The organism is Salinibacterium xinjiangense, from assembly GCF_014645015.1.
Lineage (GTDB): Bacteria > Actinomycetota > Actinomycetes > Actinomycetales > Microbacteriaceae > Rhodoglobus > Rhodoglobus xinjiangensis.
In genome coordinates, this window is sequence record NZ_BMLC01000001.1 from 1127231 (window position 1) to 1147738 (window position 20508).

The 20508-nt window shown below is 64.8% G+C and carries 22 protein-coding genes; 8 read left to right on the forward strand and 14 right to left on the reverse strand.

The genetic code is table 11. The features are described 5' to 3' along the window. Positions 1 to 7 precede the first annotated feature (7 nt). The 11 genes from IEW81_RS05310 to IEW81_RS05355 all read right to left on the reverse strand — a co-directional run bounded on the left by IEW81_RS05310 (position 8) and on the right by IEW81_RS05355 (position 9503). A complete protein-coding gene (locus IEW81_RS05310) occupies positions 8 to 520 on the reverse strand; it encodes a CarD family transcriptional regulator (protein WP_097060122.1) in 513 nt (170 codons plus the stop codon). Beyond that, positions 517 to 1185, reverse strand: a complete 669-nt coding sequence (locus tag IEW81_RS05315; RefSeq protein ID WP_179691796.1) for a TetR/AcrR family transcriptional regulator — start codon at positions 1183 to 1185, stop codon at positions 517 to 519. Before IEW81_RS05315 ends, IEW81_RS05310 begins: the two co-directional genes overlap by 4 nt. Before the next feature lie 55 nt (positions 1186 to 1240). Beyond that, positions 1241 to 1921, reverse strand: a complete 681-nt coding sequence (locus tag IEW81_RS05320) for a haloacid dehalogenase type II (protein ID WP_097060120.1) — start codon at positions 1919 to 1921, stop codon at positions 1241 to 1243. Positions 1922 to 1945: 24 nt separating this feature from the next. After that, complete coding sequence (locus IEW81_RS05325) at positions 1946 to 2650, reverse strand: spermidine synthase (protein ID WP_097060119.1); 705 nt, start codon at positions 2648 to 2650, stop codon at positions 1946 to 1948. Positions 2651 to 2740: 90 nt separating this feature from the next. Continuing rightward, positions 2741 to 3340, reverse strand: coding sequence for a DUF305 domain-containing protein (locus IEW81_RS05330; RefSeq protein ID WP_097060118.1), 600 nt, complete (start codon positions 3338 to 3340; stop codon positions 2741 to 2743). 78 nt (positions 3341 to 3418) lie between these two features. After that, the gene (locus IEW81_RS14750; protein WP_097060117.1) at positions 3419 to 3892 is read right to left on the reverse strand and encodes a DUF6153 family protein; all 474 of its coding nucleotides are present in this window, start codon (positions 3890 to 3892) and stop codon (positions 3419 to 3421) included. Then, positions 3889 to 6141 carry a heavy metal translocating P-type ATPase gene (locus tag IEW81_RS05335; RefSeq protein ID WP_097060116.1) on the reverse strand — a complete coding sequence of 751 codons (2253 nt, stop codon included), beginning with the start codon at positions 6139 to 6141 and terminating at the stop codon, positions 3889 to 3891. The genes IEW81_RS14750 and IEW81_RS05335 overlap by 4 nt, the downstream gene beginning before the upstream one ends. Further along, positions 6138 to 6386, reverse strand: a complete 249-nt coding sequence (locus IEW81_RS05340; protein WP_097060115.1) for a heavy-metal-associated domain-containing protein — start codon at positions 6384 to 6386, stop codon at positions 6138 to 6140. Before IEW81_RS05340 ends, IEW81_RS05335 begins: the two co-directional genes overlap by 4 nt. 13 nt (positions 6387 to 6399) lie before the next feature. Then, a complete protein-coding gene (locus IEW81_RS05345; RefSeq protein ID WP_097060114.1) occupies positions 6400 to 6681 on the reverse strand; it encodes a metal-sensitive transcriptional regulator in 282 nt (93 codons plus the stop codon). Next, positions 6681 to 8756 (reverse strand): heavy metal translocating P-type ATPase, encoded by a 2076-nt coding sequence (locus tag IEW81_RS05350; protein WP_097060113.1) that lies wholly within the window; start codon positions 8754 to 8756, stop codon positions 6681 to 6683. Before IEW81_RS05350 ends, IEW81_RS05345 begins: the two co-directional genes overlap by 1 nt. 27 nt (positions 8757 to 8783) lie before the next feature. Continuing rightward, positions 8784 to 9503, reverse strand: coding sequence for a ThuA domain-containing protein (locus IEW81_RS05355; RefSeq protein WP_097060112.1), 720 nt, complete (start codon positions 9501 to 9503; stop codon positions 8784 to 8786). Positions 9504 to 9638: 135 nt separating this feature from the next. On the opposite strand from IEW81_RS05355, the gene IEW81_RS05360 reads away from it, so the two are divergent. Continuing rightward, on the forward strand, positions 9639 to 10223 hold the full coding sequence (locus IEW81_RS05360) for a PadR family transcriptional regulator (RefSeq protein ID WP_097060389.1): 585 nt from the start codon (positions 9639 to 9641) through the stop codon (positions 10221 to 10223). Positions 10224 to 10260: 37 nt separating this feature from the next. Continuing rightward, positions 10261 to 11958, forward strand: a complete 1698-nt coding sequence (locus tag IEW81_RS05365) for an ABC1 kinase family protein (protein ID WP_097060111.1) — start codon at positions 10261 to 10263, stop codon at positions 11956 to 11958. 182 nt (positions 11959 to 12140) lie between these two features. On the opposite strand, the gene IEW81_RS05370 is transcribed toward IEW81_RS05365, so the two are convergent. The 3 genes from IEW81_RS05370 to IEW81_RS05380 are packed head-to-tail and all read right to left on the reverse strand — an operon-like array spanning position 12141 to position 13940. Continuing rightward, a complete protein-coding gene (locus tag IEW81_RS05370) occupies positions 12141 to 12740 on the reverse strand; it encodes a GNAT family N-acetyltransferase (protein ID WP_229671246.1) in 600 nt (199 codons plus the stop codon). Positions 12741 to 12776: 36 nt separating this feature from the next. Next, entirely contained in the window at positions 12777 to 13580 is an 804-nt protein-coding gene (heR, locus tag IEW81_RS05375) for a heliorhodopsin HeR (protein WP_097060109.1), read from the reverse strand. A 57-nt stretch (positions 13581 to 13637) separates the two neighbouring features. Continuing rightward, entirely contained in the window at positions 13638 to 13940 is a 303-nt protein-coding gene (locus IEW81_RS05380) for a helix-turn-helix transcriptional regulator (protein WP_097060108.1), read from the reverse strand. 106 nt (positions 13941 to 14046) lie between these two features. Between IEW81_RS05380 and IEW81_RS05385 the strand changes: the two genes are divergently transcribed. The 6 genes from IEW81_RS05385 to IEW81_RS05410 are packed head-to-tail and all read left to right on the forward strand — an operon-like array spanning position 14047 to position 20423. Further along, complete coding sequence (locus tag IEW81_RS05385) at positions 14047 to 15567, forward strand: proton-conducting transporter transmembrane domain-containing protein (RefSeq protein WP_179691795.1); 1521 nt, start codon at positions 14047 to 14049, stop codon at positions 15565 to 15567. Continuing rightward, entirely contained in the window at positions 15564 to 17999 is a 2436-nt protein-coding gene (locus IEW81_RS05390; protein WP_097060106.1) for a DUF2309 domain-containing protein, read from the forward strand. The genes IEW81_RS05385 and IEW81_RS05390 overlap by 4 nt, the downstream gene beginning before the upstream one ends. Next, the gene (locus IEW81_RS05395) at positions 17996 to 18313 is read left to right on the forward strand and encodes a P-II family nitrogen regulator (RefSeq protein ID WP_097060105.1); all 318 of its coding nucleotides are present in this window, start codon (positions 17996 to 17998) and stop codon (positions 18311 to 18313) included. The genes IEW81_RS05390 and IEW81_RS05395 overlap by 4 nt, the downstream gene beginning before the upstream one ends. A 60-nt stretch (positions 18314 to 18373) precedes the next feature. Further along, on the forward strand, positions 18374 to 19198 hold the full coding sequence (locus IEW81_RS05400; RefSeq protein WP_097060104.1) for an aldo/keto reductase: 825 nt from the start codon (positions 18374 to 18376) through the stop codon (positions 19196 to 19198). Further along, complete coding sequence (locus tag IEW81_RS05405; RefSeq protein WP_097060103.1) at positions 19195 to 19689, forward strand: heme-degrading domain-containing protein; 495 nt, start codon at positions 19195 to 19197, stop codon at positions 19687 to 19689. The genes IEW81_RS05400 and IEW81_RS05405 overlap by 4 nt, the downstream gene beginning before the upstream one ends. Further along, entirely contained in the window at positions 19686 to 20423 is a 738-nt protein-coding gene (locus tag IEW81_RS05410; protein ID WP_097060102.1) for a FadR/GntR family transcriptional regulator, read from the forward strand. Before IEW81_RS05405 ends, IEW81_RS05410 begins: the two co-directional genes overlap by 4 nt. The last annotated feature ends 85 nt before the right edge of the window (positions 20424 to 20508 follow it).

Consider the following 20508-nt stretch of genomic DNA (forward strand, 5'->3'; position numbering starts at 1 on the left):
TTCGGGGTCAGGCGGTGACGGTGTCCTGGGCGGGAGCACCACTGGAGAGCACGCCGAGCAACAGCACCGCGGCCTCCTCATCCACGATCCCCTGAGCGAGGGCGAGCTCAGAAACGAGGATCTGGCGAGCCTTCTCCAGCATGCGCTTCTCGCCTGCAGAAACACCCTTCTCCTGGTCGCGACGCCACAGGTCTCTGACGACCTCGCTGACGCGGTAGACGCTTCCGCTGGCCATCTTCTCCTGGTTGGACTTGTAGCGGCGCGACCAGTTGCTGGGCTCCTCGGTGAACTCATCGGTGAGCACCTTGTAGACAGCAGTAACGCCATCAGCGTCGATCACATCGCGCACGCCGACCAGCTCGACGTTGTCGACGGGAAGCTGGATGGTCAGCTCGCTGGTGTGCACACGCAGCGTCATCAGCTTGGTTTCGACCCCCCGGATCGCACGCGAGGTGATCGCGGTGATGGTCACGGCTCCGTGGTGAGGGTAAACAAGAGTCTCGCCGATTTCAATCTTCATGAGTGTGTCGTTTCTTTTATTGGGGATTCGAGAATCCAGGGGGGAAGCAGGTCTACGAGTTGGCGCACGAGATCGTCGTCTGACAGTTCGATCTGCCCACGCATCCACGCACTGATCAGGGTCATCGCGCCGCCAGCGACGAAGGTCGACACGAGCTTCGCATCGACATCATCGGGTGCACCGCCGACGGTGATGACCGAGTCCATGAGCCGGATGGAGTAGCTCTCGACGAGCTCGTCATAGGCACTGCGGGTATGCGGTGTCTGCAGCGCGCTCCAGTACAGGGGAAAGTTGTCGACGATGTGGGCGACGAGCCGACCGAAGCCCAAACGGGCGGCGGCCCGGCCAGGGATCAGGTCTTCGCGGCGCCAGTCGACGTCGAGCCCGTTGATTTCGTCGAATTGACTACGCAACACCTCCACGGCAAGGTCGTCGAGGCTGCCGAAGTGCGCGTAGAACGTGCTGCGGCTGATCCGCGCAACGCGCACGATGTCGGCCATCGTCACAGAAGCATTGCGGTCCGAGATCAACTGGCGAACGGCGGCGAAGACCATATGGCGGGTGTGCTCAGCCCTGGGGTCAGTGCTGGCCTTCGAGGCCAGGGTACGATTCGACCGGAAATCGGTGCGATTCGACTGGAAATCAGGATTACCAGTCGCGCGCATCATACGATTCTACCACTTATCGGACACCAGTCCGGTAAGTGCGGTCAGATCCGGCTCAGCCCTGGGCGGACAGGCTCTCGCTCAGCTCCTGCATGCTGCCGACCACCTGACCCGGTGCCGCGAAATAGCTTGGATAGGCAGCCCCTGACCGGTTCACCCACGCGGTCTGGAGGCCCGCCCGGGCGGCACCGTGGATGTCCCACGGGTGCACGGCGACCATCAACATCTCATGTGGCTCCACCCCGCATATTTCGGCGGCGTACTCGTAGGCCGATCGAACCGGCTTCCATGCCGGTGCGTCCTCCACGGTCAGGAGCGCTTCGAACTCGCCACGGATGCCGGCAGCGCTGAACATCGTCTCGGCCAGCTGGTTCGATCCGTTCGTCAGCGTCACGAGCCGGAATCCTGCACCAGACAGCCCTCGAACCCCGCCGGCGACATCGGGATGCAGCTCGAGCTGGCCGAGGCCGCTCATCACATGGGCGACGGCGTCGTCAATATCTCGATCCAGTGTCACACCGCGAAAAACATCGCGCAGCAGCTCAGCGCCCACGACCGCGAACTTCGCACTATCCCCGGATGCGGCGAGCGCGAAGCCATCGCGCAGCAGCGCGGCGAACCAGGCCCGAGCGAGGTGGCCGGGCGCGCCGACATCCTCGAACCTGGACGCCATGGGAGACATGTCTGACAACGTCTCGTTGACATCGAAGATGATCACTGCTGGTTGCGGCTTCATGTCCAACTCCCTGGATGTGGTTCGTCAGGTACCTGCGACGTAGACCGTATTCGACGATACGCCGCCGGTGACCGGGTTGTCGAAGTCGATGACGTGCGCCGCGGGTTCGGCGAAGACGAGAGCCATCACGGCCATGAACTCATGGTCCGGCGGATCATCCGACCAGAGCGCGAACACCCCGGAGGGCTTCAGGTGGCGGCTGAGGGCCGAAAGCCCTGCCTCCGTGTACAGGTCGGCATGACTGGGATCCAGTTGGTGCCGCGGTGAATGATCCACATCCAGCAGGATGGCGTCGTACAGCGGGTCGGTTGCGTCTGGCTCACGTCGCATCACCGCGAAGAAGTCGTCAAGAACGAGGCTTGTTCGCGGGTCGCTGGTGAGCTCGCCGGAGACAGGAAGCAGCCCGCGCTCGTGCCAGTCGATCACTGCGGGCATCGTGTCGATGACGGTCATGGCGCCGACCCGAGCGTCGCGCAGCGCCGCGATGGCGGTGTATCCGAGTCCGAGGCCGCCAACGAGCACCTTGAGCCGGTCGCCAACGGCGACCGCGAGCCCGAGGGTGGCGAGCTGCTCCTCCGCGACGGTGAACAGGCTCGACATCAGGAATTCTTCACCGAGCTTGACCTCGAAAATCTCCACCCCCAGCGCAGCATCGGTACGGCGGCGAAGGGTGAGGTCGCCCATCGCGGTCGGTTGCCAGTCGAGTTCCTCGAAGGGGTGGATGCGCATGCGCCCATTCTCCGCCTTTCGCGGGGTGATGCGACGAATCGGGCAAGCTCACCATCGAAGGTGAGCTCACCCGATCCGGTCAGGCGACCGCTATCCCAGGGATTCCAGGATGTCGGCCATCTCGGTGATTTCGGCCGTCTGGCTGGAGACGATGTCTTTCGCGAGGGAGATCGCGGCGGGGTTCTCGCCGTCCGCGACTTCCGACTCCGCCATGGTGATGGCGCCCTTGTGGTGGGTCGTCATCTGCTCGAGGAACAGCTTTGACGCGGCGGCGCCGGTAGCGGCATCCAGTTTGTCCATGTCGTCTCCAGACATCATGCCGCCCCCCATGCCAGACATCCCCGGCATCGAGCCCATCGGGCTCCCCCAGGCTTCCAGCCACGAGGTCAGTTCCTTGATCTCAGGCTCCTGGGCAGCCTTGATCCGGGTCGCGATATCGATGACCTTCGCATCGATCCCCTCCTTGGCCAGGATCATGTCGACCATCTCGACGGCCTGCTTGTGGTGAGGCACCATCCCCATCGCGAACGTGACGTCGGAATCGTTGAACGGTGTCGAGTTCTCGCTCGACGGGGAGGACGAATCGTCGCGGTTCATCCCGCCCATCGTGTTGGTCGCCGTGCATGCGGACAGGCTGATGGCCGTGGCGAGAACGCCGACGATAGCCAGGGTGGAACGTAGTTGTGACATGAGTTTTTTCCGATCAGTTATAGATAGTTGGTGGGGTGTGTGCGCGTCGCACTGTATGCATCGACTGTGTGCATCGCATCACGTCCTGCTGATGGAAAGTTCTGTCAGGTCGGGTGGTCGGGATGGCCCATTCGTGTAGGGAGCCGGAACCGTCAGGGCAGGCAGTGCCGAGAAGACGACGGGCCCTCGGCGGGACGCCACCTCTGCTAGCAGTGCACCTGTAGACACGGGGGCCAGCACACACGTCATGCTCGACATGACATGGCCCGGATCGCATGTGCCGCCGCAGTAACCAGTCACTAGTTCATTGACGCGAGATCCCGCGGCGACGCCGTGAGACTCCATCCCGGACGAAGCTGACGATGTTGACGACGCTGACAACACCGACGAAGCTGACAACACCGACGAATCATAATGCCCGGCTGCTGTCGAGGCGATCGTGTGCATGGCCAGCAATCCGACGAGCACTGCGCCAACCAGGGTGAGCAGCAACACGGTTCGCCCGAACACCCCGGGAGGTTCGGCTGCGGCTCTCAGTCTCGAGAGTGTCATGGCGCCTCCGCACCAGCGAGAGGGGCCGCCCTGAACCGTCGCAGCCGGAGGCTGTTCGTCACGACGAAGACCGATGACAGGGCCATCGCCGCCCCCGCGAGCAACGGGTTCAGCAGCCCGAGCATTGCGAGCGGAATCGCTGCGACGTTGTAGGCGAACGCCCAAAAAAGATTGCCTTTGATAACGGCGAGGGTTCGGCGTGACAGCCTGACGGCATCAGCGACGACCAGCAGGTCACCGCTGATGATGGTGATGTCGCTGGCTGAGATCGCCGCATCCGTCCCCGTCCCCATGGCGATGCCGAGGTCGGCCGCCGCGAGCGCAGCGGAGTCGTTCACCCCGTCCCCGACCATCGCCACAACGTGTCCCTGCGCCTGCAGCTCGCGCACGACATCCAGCTTTCCCGCCGGTGTCACCCCGGCACGCACATCCTCGATCCCGACCTCGGCGGCGACCGTCGAGGCCGCCCCCGCGTTGTCGCCCGTGAGCAGCACCGGCGTGAGTCGAAGGGCACGGAGGCGACTGACGGCGAGCGCGCTGGTGGGCTTGACCGTGTCGCGCACGCTCAGGATGCCGCGAAGCACGCCATCCCAGGCGACGGCGATCACAGTGGATCCGCGCACCTCCTCGGCGGCACCGTGCGCGAGGGCGTCGTCACCCATAGCCACGGACCAGGACTCGGCCAGCCAGCCGAGCGTTCCGGCAAGCACGAGGTGCCCGTCGACCGTTGCCTGGACGCCGCGTCCGGGGTGCGACGCGAAAGATTCCGCATCGACGATGCCGACGCCGGCCGTACGGGCATACTCCACGATCGCACGCGCGACGGGATGTTCAGAGGGGCTCTCCACGGCCGCGGCCATAGCGAGCAGCACGTTGGGGTCCGTGCCATCCATGACTTTCATCGACTGCACGGTCATCGTGCCGGTGGTGATGGTCCCGGTCTTGTCGAGCACGATCATGTCGACGGTGCGCGTCTGTTCGAGCACCTGCGGGCCACGAATGATGATGCCCAGTTGCGATCCGCGACCGGTGCCGACCAGCAGGGCGGTCGGGGTTGCGAGCCCCAGGGCGCACGGGCACGCGATGATCAGGGTGGCGACAGCAGCGGTGAATGCCTGCTCGAGGGAGCCGCCCGCGATAAGCCAGCCCGCGAACGCCACGAGCGACAGCCCGATCACAACAGGCACGAAGATGGCCGAGACCCGATCCGCCAGCCTCTGGGCCTGGGCTTTGCCGTTTTGGGCGTCTTCGACCATGCGGGCTATGCGCGACAATTCGGTGTCTGACCCCACCCTCGTCACCTCGACGATGAGCCGCCCTCCGACATTGACAGTCGCGCCCACGACGCGGTCCCCTGGGCCGACCTCGACCGGGGCCGACTCTCCGGTGAGCATGCTCAGGTCAACCGCCGATACGCCATCCGTCACGAGTCCGTCTGCGGCGATCTTCTCGCCGGGTCGCACAACGATGGTGTCGCCGACGACGAGGGATGCCGCGGCCATCCGCGACTCGACACCGTCCCGAAGCGTGGTGGCGTCTTTCGCGCCCAGCTCGAGCAATGCACGCATGGCCGCCCCGGACTGCTTCTTCGCCCTGGCCTCGATGTAGCGCCCGGCGATGATGAACACAGTGACGGCTGCCGCCACCTCGAGGTAGATCTCACCGGTACCCGACCCGCCTGGCGAGAAGAGACTGAAGGTCATGTGCATGCCGGGCTGGCCAGCCGTACCGAAGAAGAGCGCATACAGCGACCAGCCGAACGCGGCCAGCACGCCGACGCTGATGAGGGTATCCATCGTTGTGGCGCCATGACGCAGGTTCACCGCAGCGGCGCGGTGGAAGGGCCACGCGCCCCAGACGACGACGGGCGCCGCGAGGGTCAGCGCGAGCCACTGCCAGTTCGTGAACTGCAGCGCAGGCACCATCGAGAGCAGCACCACGGGGATGGCGAGAGCGGCCGAGATGACGAGCCGGCGTCGCAGCTCAGCGGTTTCGGAATCGATCCGGGGCACGGGCACGTCATCGGCCGGTCCGGTGATGACCGGCTCGGCCGCGGTGTACCCAGCCGCCTCGACCGCAGCAATCAGATCAGCCGCGTCCACACCATCGGAGGTCACGCGCGCCTTCTCGGTGGCGTAGTTGACCGTGGCGATGACCCCATCGATGCGGTTCAGCTTGCGCTCAATCCGCGTCGCACAGGAGGCACACGTCATGCCTCCGATGTCCAGGTCCACCTCGGTGCTGGTCATCGCCCGACGGTCACCTTCGAGTACCCGGCCTCATGCACCGCGGCGAAAACAGTCTCGACGGCGATGGGCCTGTTGCTGATGACCGTGACCCTCGATGCCCCACCCACCTTGAGGTCGACGCTGACGCTCTCGACGCCGTCAATAGCCGAGACCTCCTCGGTCACGCTGGCAACGCAGTGGTTGCAGGTCATCCCCTCGACGAGAAAGTGCTCGCTGGTGGTGTCGTTCAGTGTGTCGTTAGTCATGGTGTGTCTCCTGTCAGGACCGCACGAGGCGGGCTATTGCTGCTGATGCTTCACGGATCTTCTCGTCGGCGACAGCGCCGCCCTCGCGAGCCGCCTCGGCGACGCAGTGCGCGAGGTGATCATCGAGCAGCGCGAGTGCGACGGTCTCCAGTGCCTTGGTCGCCGCGGATACCTGGGTGAGCACGTCGATGCAGTACGTGTCTTCCTCAACCATGCGGTGGATACCGCGCACCTGCCCTTCTGCACGACGCAACCGCGTCAACAGCTGTTCTTTATTGCTGGCATATCCGACCATCACTGTGCCTTTCGTGTGTGTGCCCGAGGGCTGTCCAATATCGCGGCCGTGCTCGACTCTGCCCGGAGGTCGAGTCGGCGCAGCAGCTGCGCGTTGAGAGCGACCACGATCGTGGATGCTGACATCAGCAGTGCGCCCACCGCCATCGGCAGGATGAATCCGATGGGTGCGAGCACGCCCGCGGCGAGCGGCACGGACAGCAGGTTGTATCCGGCGGCCCACCACAGGTTCTGCTTCATCTTCGCGTAGCTCTTGCGGGAGAGCTCGACGACCGACAGCACGGATCGTGGGTCGTCGCTCACCAGGATGACTCCGGCCGAAGCGATTGCCACGTCGGTGCCGGCGCCGATCGCGATCCCGACATCCGCCTGGGCGAGTGCTGGCGCATCGTTGACTCCGTCGCCGACCATGGCGACCCGGTGGCCCTCTGCCTGCAGCTCGCTGACCTTGGCGGCCTTGTCTTCGGGGCGCACGCCAGCGAAGACACGATCGATGCCGAGCTCCGTCGCCACGGTCTGGGCGACAGCTGCGGCATCCCCCGTGATCATGACCACCTGGATTCCCAGGGCGTGCAAGCCGTCGACGGCCTGCCGGGACTCTGGCCTGATTTCATCGGCGAGCCCGATCGCGCCGACGACAGTGCCGTCGCGCAATACGTGCAGGATGATGTCCCCGTCGCGCTCCCAGTCTGCTGTCTCGGCCAGCGGTCGTGCGTCGTGGGAGCCGAGCATGCCGGGCCCGCCGACACTGATGGTCGAGCCGTCTACTGTGCCACTCACGCCGATGGCGGTGGACGACTGGAAGTCGGTCACGCGCGCCACGGTGAGAGAGCGCGCCCCGGCCGCCGCGACGATCGCCCTGGCCAGTGGGTGCTCGCTGTCGCCTTCGGCGGCGGCCGCCCACTGCAGCAACTCGGCTTCGGACACGTCGCCGACCGCGGCGACCTTCGACACCACGGGTTCGCCCATGGTCAACGTGCCGGTCTTGTCGAAGAGCACGGAACTGACGGTGCGCATGCCCTCGAGCGCGAGCCGGTCCTTGATCAGGACTCCACCTTTGGCCGCGCGTTCTGTCGCGATCGACACCACCAGGGGGATGGCCAGGCCGAGCGCATGGGGGCAGGCGATGACGAGCACAGTGACGGTTCGGATCACCGCGTCGTTGGGCGATCCCACGAGCATCCACACCACTGCGGTGATGGCGGCCGAGCCGAGGGCGAACCAGAAGAGCCACCCTGCAGCCGTGTCAGCGAGCCGCTGCGCCCGCGACGTGGAGCCCTGCGCCTCCGTGACGAGTCGCTGGATGCCCGCGAGAGCGGTGTCGTCGCCGATCGCGGTGATCCGCACCCGCAGCGCATTGTCCGTCGCCACCGTGCCCGCCACGACGTGGGCGCCGACGCTCCTGCTGACCGCGCGTGACTCCCCCGTGATCATCGACTCGTCGACATCAGCGGTTCCCTCTGTGACATCACCGTCCGCGGGCACCCTGGCGCCCGGTCGCACGACGACGACATCGCCTACAACGAGCGCTGAGGGCGATACGGTGACCGTCGTATCGCCATCGACCCGCTCAGCTTCATCCGGAAGCAATGCGGCGAGTGAGTCAAGGGCGGACGAGGTCTGTGCGAGCGAGCGCATCTCGATCCAGTGGCCCAGCAGCATGATCACGATGAGCAACGCGAGCTCCCACCAGAAATCGAGCTGGCCATCGAGGATGCCGAGGCTGGCTCCCCAGGATGCGAGGAATGCCACCGAGATGGCCAGGGCGATGAGCAGCATCATCCCCGGTTTGCGTGACCTCAGCTCGGAGACCGCTCCCGTCAGGAAGGGACGCCCGCCCCAGACGTACATGACCGTGCCGAGAACCGGCGAGATCCACGCAACAAAGGGCAGTGCGGGCAGCGTGTAGTTCAACAGCATCGCCATCATGTCGCTGAACACGACGACGGGTGCAGCGATGACCAGCATCACCCAGAAGAGTCGGCGGAACTGCGCGACATGGTCGCCGTGACCGCCGTGAGTCATGCCGGCGTGCTGCGAAGTGTCGCTCGCGGGATGCTCCACACGGGTTTCCATAGCTTCATGGTATACCCCTATGGGGTATCAGCGCAGGGAGAGGTCGGGTTTCGCGCGGCTCGACCAGAGCAGTCCGTTCTCGATGATGCGGCGCACGCTCGGATTCTCGAGCACGTCGAGGCTGTGACCGGGGGTCGCCACGAAGATCCGGCCCGCGGCCCACTGGCGAGTCCACACGGCGGGCGAACGCGACGGCCGATGCCAGGGGCTGTAGTCGTTCGAAGGATGAGTCGTCGTCGCGAGCACATCGATGAGGTCGTCGTGCAGCACCCAGTACTGCTCGGTCTCGAGTACGAAATCGTCGATTCCGGCCGTGATCTCGTGTTCCCGGCCGAGGTCGGTGATCTCGATGGTGTGCCGCAGAAAGTTGTCGGTCTCGTCGCCAACCAACTGGCCGGGTGCGCGCGACGGGTGAGTCACGAATTGCCCGCCGACGAGGTGAAGGTAGTCCGCACTGTTGCGGAACGAGTCCGCAATTCCGCCGTGCCACCCGGCGAGGCCCGCCCCGTGCGCGACCGCGTCGCGCAATCCGGCCAACTCTTCCCGGCCGATCTCCGACATCGTTACGCACTGCAGGATGAGGTCGACCCCTCCCATGATTTCGGCGTCGGCATAAACGCCCGTCGATTCTTCGACAGTCACGTCAAAGTCGTTTGCCAAGAGGAACGGAATGAAGGCATCGGTGGATTCCACCGGATGATGCCCGTCCCAGCCGCCTCGAACAATCAGCGCTTTCCTGGATGACATGGCCCGCCTTCCCGACGTGTAGCTCTCCACTCACGATGCTGGCAGCTGGCTGTGGAAGAGCAGCAACAGGCTCGCGAACGATATATCGTTGAGTATCGTCAAGCCCGACCGGGCGCCGACACGGAGGAGATTATCATGAGCGGTTCTTACAGCAACAACAAGTTCCCTGGCGGAGGGTTCCCCGGGCGCCGGAACGGGCAGTCTGACGGTTGGCCCATGAACGCCGTCTGGGAGACGTTCGAGAACATGCGCGGCCAGTTCGGGCAAAAGACTGGCACCCGAATGGGACGCGGTGATGTTCGCGCCGCAGTGCTGTCTCTACTCGCCGAGAAGCCGATGCACGGTTACCAGATCATCCAGGAGATCAGCGAGCGCAGTGGCGGAGCCTGGAAGCCCAGCCCCGGATCTGTCTACCCTGCCCTGCAGTTACTCGCCGACGAAGGGCTCATTCGCGCCGAGGAGTCCAACGGCCGAAAGACTTACTCGCTCACCCCCGAGGGCCAGGCTGTGGCGGATGCCGCGGCTGACACCAAAACACCGTGGGAAGCCCAGGGCATGCGTGACAGCAGTCGCGCTTCCGCGCTGCCCAAGGCCGGCATCGAGCTCGCCCAGGCGGCAGCACAGGTCGGTCGCACGGGGACGCCGGAGCAGGTACAGCAGGCTGTCAAGATTCTCGACGAGGCCCGCCGTAAGCTCTATTCCATCCTCGCCCAGGACTGACCCGGTGTCGGCTGCCCAGCCGCACCAAGGAGATTAGATGACCGACAGCCGCGCCATGCGCGCCCGCTATCGCAAGATTTTGAGATTTGCGGCACGTTACCTGGCACAGGCGTGGTGGTACGAACTGTTCCTCCCCCGGCTCGGGCTCTCGAAGTTCGCGGCACGGGGGAGGCCCGCGCGGCTGAAGAAGATCGCACAGCGCTTCCACGTGCTCGCCGTCGACCTGGGTGGCCTGATGATCAAGGTCGGCCAGTTCATGTCATCCAGGCTCGATGTGCTGCCGCCCGAGATCACCAAAGAACTCGAGGGGCTTCAGGATGAGGTTCCCGCTGTGCCGTTCGAGCAGATCCGGGTGTTCGCCGAAGCCGAGCTGGGCGTGCCGCTCGAGCGTGCCTTCTCGTTCGTCGACCCGATACCGCTGGCTGCGGCATCCCTCGGCCAGGCCCATCGCGCGACGCTGTCCGACGCCGACGCGGCAGAGACCGGGCTACGCGACGTCGTGCTGAAGGTGCAGCGACCGGGCATCGACAGGATCGTTGACGTCGACCTGTCGGCGCTTCGCCGCATCGCCCAGTGGCTCAGCCGGATCCGACTGATCTATGACCGGGTAGACATGCCCGCCCTTCTTGAGGAGTTCGCCACCACCAGCCTGGAGGAGATCGACTACCTGCACGAGGCTGCCAACGGCGAGCGGTTCGCCGGCAATTTCGCGGGTGACCCGCGCGTGAGGATCCCAGAGCTGGTGTGGGAACGCACCACCCGTCGGGTGCTGACATCGCAGGACGTCACGGCGATCAAGATCAACGACATTGATGCCCTGCGAGCCGCCGGGATCGACCCCGTCGAGGTCGCGTCCGAGTTCGCCGCGGTCATGTTCGACCAGCTGTTCTTCCACGGCTTCTTCCACGCAGACCCGCATCCCGGCAACATCTTCGTCACGCCCCTGGCCGAGGAGGACGGCGAAGGACGTGCCTGGAGGTTCACCTTCATCGACTTCGGGATGATGGGCGAGGTTCCCGAAACCCTGAGGAAGGGGCTCAGGAGCCTCCTCATTGCAGCCGCTTCACGCGACGGCAAGGGGATGGTCGACGGCATCCGCAGGGTAGGAGTGTTGCTCCCCTCAGCAGACACCGCTGAACTCGAGCGAGCGATGACCACCGCGTTCTCCCGCTTCGGCGGCATGGGTTTCGCCGAGCTGCAGGAGGTCGACCCCCGCGAATTCCGTGCGTTCGCCATCGAATTCGGCGACCTCGTGCGCACCCTGCCGTTCCAGCTCCCCGAGAACTTCCTGCTTATCGTCCGCGCGATGTCGATGACCTCAGGCATGTCGAGCTCCCTCAACCCGGCCTTCAACATCTGGGACGCGATCGAACCGTACTCAACCCAGCTCATCCGCAGCGAAAGCGGCAAGCTCGTTCAGGATGTCGCGAAACGGGCGATGACGATCGCGAGCACCCTCGCACGCCTCCCTGACCGCCTCGACGACCTCGCGACCCGCATCGATGAGGGCAGGATCGCGGTACAGACCCCTCGGCTCGACCGCCGTATCAGCGGTCTCGAGCGCATGGTGAGGCAGTTGATCTCGGCCGTGCTGTTCGGCGTGCTCCTGATCGGCGGCATCGGGTTGCGTTCCGACGATGCGGTCTTCGGAACCGTGCTCATGATCGTCTCGGCGGTCCCCCTGATTCATGCACTGTTCGCCGGTGTGATTGCTCGGCGCGGTCCACTCGGCTAGGACGCGTGTCCGAGCCCGCAGCGGACAATCCCTCTAGCGCACTCGGGATGCTCGCAAGCCACGACGTCGACAGGATTGATCACCCGCAGCGGGACTACTGCGAGAACTGCTCTATCAGGGCGTTGCCGACAGGGCCTCATCCGTTCGCGGCCGACGATGCCATCACCCGTGATGGGCACGCCCTAGCTGCTCGGACGCGCTAACCACTCCGCCCGAAGAATCGCGTGGATGCCGGTATCGCTCCACTCGCCCTTCAGCCAGAGATCTTCGCGGAACAGGGCCTCCTCGCGCATTCCGAGCCGCCGGCACAGGGCGACGGATGCACCGTTATGTGGGTCCAGCTCGGCGATCACCCGATGGAGGCGGAGTTCGGTGAAGGAGTAGGCCAGCATCGATTCGGCCGCCTCGGTGGCGTATCCCTTCCCCTCGAAGTCAGGATGAAGGGTCCAGCCGATCTCCGCGGTGAGGTCGTCGATGCTCGTCAGCTTGAAATAGAGATGGCCGATGACTCGCCCGGCTTCAAGCCCCGGTGTGGTGAGCTCGAGTGCCAGTTGCAGGTCGTCGCCCACCTCGGCGAGCCGCTTCATCCTCGACCACTCGGCGATCTTCTCCGCCACGGTTTCCCGAGAGCGCGGTTCATGCAACAGGTAGCGACAGACCTCCGGGTTCGACATATAGCGATGAACGTCGTCCACGTCGCGGGATGTCATGACCCGCAGAACCAACCGCGGGGTATGGATGGCGGCAAATTCGTGGGCGACAAAAATCGGTGGCCCGGGCACCCCTGGCGACTCCACCACAGCAACCCCTCTCGGTGATCAGCCGGTAATGGCCGGGATGATGGCGCCCGAGAACACCTGCCAGGCGAGAGCAGTCTTAGCGACGAGGCTCAGGGTGATGTAAGCGCGTTCACCCTGGAGGTAGCTCCTCCACTTGCCGACCTGCTTGTACTGAAGCCATTGGTTGATGGCGAAGGTGTTGAAAAACAGGAACAGCGAGATGACGATACCCACCACGAAGCCGGGGATCTCGGTCTCACTCGCGCTACCGGGACGCAGGAAGTACACGAGAACGACGATCCAGGGGACGATTCCGACCATCGACCCGAAGATGAACGGAACCAGCCCGCCCGAGCCTGGCTTCTCGTACTTCTCCTGCAGTGCGCCGAACAGGATCATGGCTGCGTTCGCGGTGAAGAGGCCAAAAAACGCCCCGAAATCGGTCGCTCCGTTGATGGCGAGAATGAGCCAGATCATGATCGAGGAGCTCAGGGAGTATTCGACCCAGCGGAAATAGTTGCGGTTCTTGAGCAGCCCTGCCTTGTACCGCCCGAAGAACCCGGGGCTCGAGATGAGGAAGTGGAAGAAGGCGCTGAGCGCGAGGAAGGCGACGACTCCGATGCCGATGTTCACCTCGAAGAGCGTCACTCGCTCTGGTGGGATGGGAACTCCGGGCGGCCCCGCGAGGTAGTCGGCCGTCACGGCGAACAGCACCTGGGTGCTCAGCATCGTGAGCACAATGGCAAAACCGACGGCCTGCAGCAGGTGCAGACTGCCTGCCACCAGGTTGTAGATTCGCAACCGGCCTATCTGCTGGTCAGAGGTGTAGACAGTCTTGGCCATGAGCTGACTCCTTTGTTGGGGCTGACGTTAGCACCGGAGCCGCCAGCGTGGTTGCGGCTACGGGAGGGGCGGCGTCTCTGGGTCGCCCGGGTTGGCGAAGGCGGCCAGGAGTTCACCGATGCGGTGATCGCGGTCGAGGGGGTGCCGCAGCGGCATGGCGGTGTTGAGACGGTAGATGTTGCGACGGCCCTCACGCTCGCGCTCAAGGTAGCCAGCCTCTTCCAGCTCGGTCACGATGCGCTGGGCCGCTCGCTCCGTGATGCCCACCTGGACGGCCACATCCCGCAATCGCGCGTTCGGGTTGTCCGAAACGCACAACAGCACATGCGCGTGATTGGTGAGAAAGGTCCACTGAGCCATTCCCCCATTGTGCCCCGCCGGAATTCGGTCGTCGCATATTGGATTCCGGTCATTCAACATGTGCTATGTTTTTCCTGTTTTCTACTTCACGTATTGGAAGGCTGGTATGACAGACGAACTGGTAGTGCTGGCCATCACCATGACTCCATGGATCGCCGCCTGTTTCTCCGCGCTCGCTGGTCGATCGCGGCTGGGCGCAGACACGACCGCGCGAGTCGCGGCCGCGATTGTCGCCTGCGGCTTTCTCGTTGCCGTCGCACTGTCACCGCTCGTCATGGCATCCGAGCCTCGGAACATGGGCATCGGCGCATCCGGTCTTCGGATCGATGCACTCGGGCTGATCCTGACGATGCTCGCGCTCGGGCTGGGTGCGCTGATCCAAACCTTCGCGATCCGGTATCTTCGCGGCGATGTACGCCAGATCTGGTTCGTGACCACCGCCAACCTGCTCACCGGATCCACCGTGCTCATGGTGTGTGCCGGTTCGGTCGCGGTCTTCGCTGTGGCCTGGATCGCAGCGGGGGGCGCTCTCATCCTGCTCCTCGCCACCTACTGGCCGCTGGCACAGGCCCGCGCTGGCGTGCGCCGCACAGCCGTTCGATTCCTGATCGCGGATATCGCGTTCCTGGCTGGCGTGAGCACCCTCCTGATCGTCGCCCGAGGAGACATCCCGCTGGACAGGCTGGGCGACATCACCTCAGCCATGCCGCTGCCGGCACAGCTGGGCGTCGCCGCAGCGCTCGTCGCACCGGCGCTCGCTCGCTCCAGCCAGATCCCTTTCCAGGGCTGGTTGCCCTACACCCTCGCTGCCCCCACCCCGGTCTCGGCCCTGATGCATGCTGGTGTAGTCAACGCCGGGGCGATCCTGTTGATCCGCTTCACCCCCGTGATCGCCACACATCAGCTCATCATGATCGCGATCTTCCTCGCAGGCGCCTCGACGCTGATCTACGCATCGACAATGCGTCTCATCCGTCCGGACGTGAAAGGTCGACTGGTGTTCTCGACGACGGCACAAATGGGATTCATGATCATGACCTGCGGGCTTGGGCTGTTCGCCGCCGCGATCTTCCACCTGATTGCCCACTCGCTTTTCAAATCCGCGCTCTTCCTCGGAGCTGGCATGGGTGTAAGACAGCGTGCTGTCGACCGCGACCTTCCTGCCGCGCCATCCCCATCCAGATGGGCCACGGTCGTCGCGGTCGGGCTCGCTGTCATCGTGCCGCTGGTGGCCCTAGCCGGAGCAAAGCTGGTCTTCTCCCCGACCCTGACAGCAGCGGGCCTGGGACTGTTGGCGTTCGTCGCCATGACCGCAGGCGTTGCGCTGGGATCGGCGTTTACGACGAACTTCACCACACGTACGATTGCCGCCGGCGTCGCAGCGACGGTGGTGTTGGCTGTCGGTTACGTCACCTTCCTCGATGCCTTCGCCGAGATCCTCGAACCGCCGATCGCCGTCGCGGGTGCACCAGCGTGGTTGCTCGTGCTTCCCGCCGCCGGTCTGCTGATGCTGTGGGTGTTGGCCCGAAACTCTCGACATCTCTCCCCACTGGGTGACGCCATCTACGCACGTTCTGTGGCCAGCACCCAGCGCACACCATCACCAATGAAGGGCGTACCGTCATGAGCCTGATTCTCCGCGCGCACGTTGCCGCCGCAGCACACGATGTCGTGTCCTCCTGGCCGCTGGAGTCGTTCATCGCCGTAAACCCCCTCGCCAGCCGCGAATCCCACCCCTTCGAGACCTCGGCGACACCGGATGCGACCCTCACCCGGAGTCGCGACGCCTACCTCTCCGACTACCGCCTGGGCAGAATCGACAACACCGATCTCGAAGCCGCCCTCATCGAACGCATCCCCGCATTCGCGACGTCCTTCACCGTCGGTACGAGCACCATCTCTGCGAAGCGCGTCGCCGTGCTCGATCTGACGACGGTGGAATGGGGCTCGCCGCGCCCAGCAGACGGCACTCCGACGTGGATTGACGAGTACGTCGCTGCGTGGGTCTCGACCTACCTGAATCCGGATCCACTCTGGATGATGCCGCACAGCGAACGCGGGCTGTTCGGGGCATGGCGGCATCTCGCCCGCCACGACACCGCACTGCCCCGACGTGCTCGCCGAAAGCTCGGCGGGGTCCCGTCCGAGCCAGACGGCGCGTTGGCCTGGGCACTGAACGAGCTGGAAATCCCGTCGCAGAAGATCGTCGCAAGCCTGCGCGAAGAACTGAACCGGTTGCCGGGATGGGTGGGTCACATCAAGTGGCGGGCAGACCGGATCGGAGACATCGACATCGCCTCCTATCTCGCCGTGCGGTTCGTGCTGCGCGCCATCCTCGATATCTCCCCCGTTCACACCTCCGGGCCCTCCGACACCGGCAGCCCGGAACCGACGGTCTGGCAACGGGCCGAAACGGTGACGCGCTCGCTCCTCGGCTCGGAGGTGACCCGCGAGCATATTGCCGCGATCGCGAGGGTGCTGGCCAACCATCCGGTGACTGAGCATCCATACACGTGGCAAAAGGCGTACGAAATCCACTACCGCGCCGCCCTCATGCCTGCTCTCAGCGCGACGCATGAGGTGCACGGGCGACCCGAGATGCAACTGGTCATGTGCATCGATCCGCGCTCGGAGGGCATGCGGCGACACCTCGAGTGCGACCCGGGGGTCGAGACGTTCGGATTTGCGGGGTTCTTCGGCATCCCCATGCGCTTCGCGCGCTACCGGGCTCGCGGCAGCATCGACTCCCTTCCGGCACTTCTCACCGCACGCCATCACATCACCGAAGACCCGACCGACATGGCACAGACCCGACGCCTTCTCGCACGGGCACGGAATCGGGACGCCTTTCGAAAGGCGAACCATCACGCCGATTCGAACGCGGCGACGCCCTTCGCGTTCGCGGAAGTCACCGGCTGGATCTTCGGTGCCGCGAGCATCCTGCGCACCTTCACTCCGGCGCTTCACGCACGACTGGCCCGCGCCCTCACCCCTGCCCTCGAACGGCCGGACTCGACCGTCACGGTCGCCGACTCGTTCAGTCTGCAGGATCGTGCAGCGATGGCAAGGACAGCCGTCCGGATGATGGGGATGACAGGGTTCGCACCCCTCGTCGTCCTGGCCGGGCACAAGTCCGAGTCTGCGAACAACCTGTTCGAGTCTGCCCTGGACTGCGGAGCGTGTGGCGGTAACCCCGGAGCCGCGAATGCGCGCGCCGCGGCCGCCATCTTCAACGATCCGGCGGTTCGGGAGCTGCTCTCGACCGGGGGAATCGACATCCCCGCCGACACCGTGTTCGCCGCTGCCGAGCACAACACGGCGACGGATGCCATGACTCTGCTCGACCAGCACCTGCTGCCCCGCAGCCATGACCAGTTTGTGCAGAGGTTCGATCGGCTGTCGCGCACCGCCGGTGACCACCTGTTAAGGGAGCGCGCGAACGACCTCCCGGGGGCATCACGGCGGCGCTCATCCACCCCGTTGCGTGCTCGCGCGCACGATTGGGCTGAAGTGTATCCAGAGCTCGGGCTCGCGGGAAATGCCGCCATGATCATCGGCCCGCGCCGAATCACCCGTGGCGTGGACCTCGGCAGGCGCGTGTTCCTGCACTCGTACGAGTCAGGCGAGGATCCGGATGGGACCGCTCTGGAGACGATCATGACCGCCCCGCTTGTCGTCGCCCAGTGGATAAACCACCAGTACTACTTTTCGGCACTCAACCCGACCACCCTTGGCGCCGGAACGAAGACCATTCACAACGCCGTCGGGACGATCGGGGTACTCGCTGGCGGCAGCGGCGACCTGCGGCGAGGGCTGCCCTGGCAATCGGTCGGATGCGGAACCGAGCTTTTCCACGAGCCGATGCGCCTGGCCGTCGTCATCCAGGCACCACTAGAGCGGGTGGGCGACATCGTGTCCCGCAACCAGGTATTGCGAAACCTGCTCGACAACGACTGGATCACCCTCACCGCACGCCACGATTCGACGGCCGTCTGGCATCGATACACCCGCTACGGCTGGTCGCAAGCCCCCATCACCACGGAAGGACGACGCTCATGAACAACCTGACGAAGATGACCCGGCTGGAGGTCATCGTGCCAGCCCGTGACGCCCCGCCCATCAGGGACCTGATCACGAGTGCGGGCGCAACCGGCTATACCTCCGTGTCGGGAGTGTCCGGAATCGGACATCATGGCCAGCACTCAGGTGCCCTGCTCTTCAACGAGTACGACACCCTGACCATGCTCATCACCGTCCTGCCACCCGACAAAGCCGGAGACCTCATCGATGCCGTCCGCGAGCTTCTCAGCACCTCCAGCGGCGTGATGTTCGTCGCTGACACCTATGTCTCCAGACCCGACTACTTTCAATGACGGATGCCCCCGTGATCCGATACAGGTTACCCGTATTAGTAATACTGATAGCTTTGCGTCATGAGCATCATCACCCTCAACAACGGCGTTTCGATCCCGCAGGTCGGGTTCGGCGTTTTCCAGATCCCTCCAACGGACGCCCAGCGCATGACTGAGGCAGCCCTGTCTGCCGGCTACCGTCACATCGACACCGCGGCCGGCTACCAGAACGAGGAAGGCGTCGGCGTCGGGGTGATCCAGTCCGGCCTGCCCCGTGACGAAGTCTTCGTCACCACGAAGCTGTGGAACGCTGACCAGGGCTACGAGAAAGCCCTCGCCGCGTATGAGACGAGCCGCAAAAAGCTCGGTCTCGACTACATCGACCTCTACCTCATCCACTTCCCGATTCCGCAGAAGCGGCTCTACCAAGAGACCTGGAAAGCACTCGAGAAGCTCTACAGCGAGGGCGCGGTGCGCGCGATCGGGGTATCCAACTTCAAGTTCCCCTACCTCGACCGCCTGCTCGCCGGCGCTGAGGTCGTGCCCGCGGTGCACCAGATCGAGGTTCACCCGACCTACCAGCAGGCAGAGTTGGATGCCCTCACACGCGTACATGGCATCGCGGTGGAGGCGTACAGCCCGCTCGGCCGTGGCGCCGACCTGACCGCACCCGCCATCGTCGAGATCGCGGCGCGAGTCGGGGCGACCCCCGCCCAGGTCATCATGACGTGGCACCTGAAGCGCGGGCGGATCGTGCTGCCGAAGTCGGCATCCGTCGAACGCCTCACAGAAAACCTGCGCACCGATCACATCGAGCTGACCGAGGCCGACCTTATGACGATCGAGACGCTCGAAGCGGGTCTTCGCACCGGCGAAGACATCGAGACCTTCGACATCCCCGCATGATGACATCTACAGCTGAGATCATTGCTCGCGCCGAGGCCGACGAACAACGCCTCCAGTTCAGGTCATTTACCCCGGATGACGCGTTCCGTCTCGGCATGCTCATGCGCGAACTCGCGCAGTCGCGGGGGAACACGATCACCATCGACATCGCGCTCGGTGAGCAGCGCCTGTTCCACACCGCGCTCCCCGGGACCTCCGCCCACAACGCGAAGTGGATCGAGCGAAAGAAGCGCACCGTGCGCGAATGGGCCGCAAGCAGCTACGCCGTGGGGCTGCGGTTCCCGATCCTCGATCCACCGTTCGCCCTCGAAGATGCCCCCTGGATGGATCCGATGCTGTACTCGGGCAGCGGAGGCGGTTTCCCGGTCGTCGTGACGGGCGTGGGAATGGTGGGCACGATCGCCATTTCCGGCCTGCGCCACGACCTCGACCACGCCTTCATCGTCGACGCCCTGACCCTCTTCCTCGGAGTCGATCCGGACGCCCCGTGACAGACTCACCGGATCCGTCCCCCGAAGACGACCCTGTATCCCAGGATGTCGCCCCGCGGTCGTCCCTGCACGCAACGGTTCTCGACGTGGTCGGCTCTGAGATCGTCGCGGGGAGACTGCGCGAGAACGACACCCTGAACGTGGAGGTGTTGCGCGAGCGATTCGGCGTCTCGCGAACCGTCATCAGGGAGACCCTGCGCTCACTTGCAGCCCTGGGCCTGGTGCGCGCGCGATCGAAGGTGGGCACGCAGGTCAACCACCTGAGCTCCTGGACACTGCTCAACCCCACGATCATCCGGTGGCGGGCAGCAGCGCACTATCGCGAGCAGATGATCGAACTGCTGCAGGTACGGAGGGGCATCGAGGCCACCGCCGCGGGCCTCGCCGCCGCCACGATGACGGACAGCGACATCGCCCGGCTCGTCGAGCTGGGTGACCGGCTGGCCTCGGCCGCCGAGTCGGACGACGGCGAGACGTTCCTCAACGCGGACACCGCGTTCCATCGCCTGCTGCTGGAGGGCAGCGGGAATCCGGTGATCGCGCAGTTCGCGGAGGTGGTCACCGCGGCGTTGAGAACACGTGACGACGCGCACCAGCCCCTCATCATCGACACCACTCCGCTCGGGCTCGCACTCCACGCGCAGCTTGCCGACGCGATCGCGTCGCACAACGTCGAACTCGCCGAACGGCTGGCGACCGCGATCGCAGACACGACGCTCTCCGAATTCACCTGATCCGCTGTCTTGTCACCGAAGGCACCTCCCTGCAAAACCAGGGCACTCAAAAGCCGTGACAATCTTCCCCAGCGTCCCACTCGGG

What these genes read in the sequence shown, in the direction of transcription:
- IEW81_RS05310 (WP_097060122.1), bottom strand. Translation starts at nt 520, where the DNA reads ATGAAGATTGAAATCGGCGAGACTCTTGTTTACCCTCACCACGGAGCC.
- IEW81_RS05395 (WP_097060105.1), top strand. Translation starts at nt 17,996, where the DNA reads ATGAACAACCTGACGAAGATGACCCGGCTGGAGGTCATCGTGCCAGCC.
- IEW81_RS05400 (WP_097060104.1), top strand. Translation starts at nt 18,374, where the DNA reads ATGAGCATCATCACCCTCAACAACGGCGTTTCGATCCCGCAGGTCGGG.
- IEW81_RS05405 (WP_097060103.1), top strand. Translation starts at nt 19,195, where the DNA reads ATGATGACATCTACAGCTGAGATCATTGCTCGCGCCGAGGCCGACGAA.
- IEW81_RS05335 (WP_097060116.1), bottom strand. Translation starts at nt 6,141, where the DNA reads ATGACCAGCACCGAGGTGGACCTGGACATCGGAGGCATGACGTGTGCC.
- IEW81_RS05325 (WP_097060119.1), bottom strand. Translation starts at nt 2,650, where the DNA reads ATGCGCATCCACCCCTTCGAGGAACTCGACTGGCAACCGACCGCGATG.
- IEW81_RS05360 (WP_097060389.1), top strand. Translation starts at nt 9,639, where the DNA reads ATGAGCGGTTCTTACAGCAACAACAAGTTCCCTGGCGGAGGGTTCCCC.
- IEW81_RS05365 (WP_097060111.1), top strand. Translation starts at nt 10,261, where the DNA reads ATGACCGACAGCCGCGCCATGCGCGCCCGCTATCGCAAGATTTTGAGA.
- IEW81_RS05315 (WP_179691796.1), bottom strand. Translation starts at nt 1,185, where the DNA reads ATGCGCGCGACTGGTAATCCTGATTTCCAGTCGAATCGCACCGATTTC.
- IEW81_RS05355 (WP_097060112.1), bottom strand. Translation starts at nt 9,503, where the DNA reads ATGTCATCCAGGAAAGCGCTGATTGTTCGAGGCGGCTGGGACGGGCAT.
- IEW81_RS05390 (WP_097060106.1), top strand. Translation starts at nt 15,564, where the DNA reads ATGAGCCTGATTCTCCGCGCGCACGTTGCCGCCGCAGCACACGATGTC.
- heR (WP_097060109.1), bottom strand. Translation starts at nt 13,580, where the DNA reads ATGGCCAAGACTGTCTACACCTCTGACCAGCAGATAGGCCGGTTGCGA.
- IEW81_RS05320 (WP_097060120.1), bottom strand. Translation starts at nt 1,921, where the DNA reads ATGAAGCCGCAACCAGCAGTGATCATCTTCGATGTCAACGAGACGTTG.
- IEW81_RS05340 (WP_097060115.1), bottom strand. Translation starts at nt 6,386, where the DNA reads ATGACTAACGACACACTGAACGACACCACCAGCGAGCACTTTCTCGTC.
- IEW81_RS05380 (WP_097060108.1), bottom strand. Translation starts at nt 13,940, where the DNA reads ATGGCTCAGTGGACCTTTCTCACCAATCACGCGCATGTGCTGTTGTGC.
- IEW81_RS05330 (WP_097060118.1), bottom strand. Translation starts at nt 3,340, where the DNA reads ATGTCACAACTACGTTCCACCCTGGCTATCGTCGGCGTTCTCGCCACG.
- IEW81_RS05345 (WP_097060114.1), bottom strand. Translation starts at nt 6,681, where the DNA reads ATGGTCGGATATGCCAGCAATAAAGAACAGCTGTTGACGCGGTTGCGT.
- IEW81_RS05350 (WP_097060113.1), bottom strand. Translation starts at nt 8,756, where the DNA reads ATGGAAACCCGTGTGGAGCATCCCGCGAGCGACACTTCGCAGCACGCC.
- IEW81_RS05385 (WP_179691795.1), top strand. Translation starts at nt 14,047, where the DNA reads ATGACAGACGAACTGGTAGTGCTGGCCATCACCATGACTCCATGGATC.
- IEW81_RS14750 (WP_097060117.1), bottom strand. Translation starts at nt 3,892, where the DNA reads ATGACACTCTCGAGACTGAGAGCCGCAGCCGAACCTCCCGGGGTGTTC.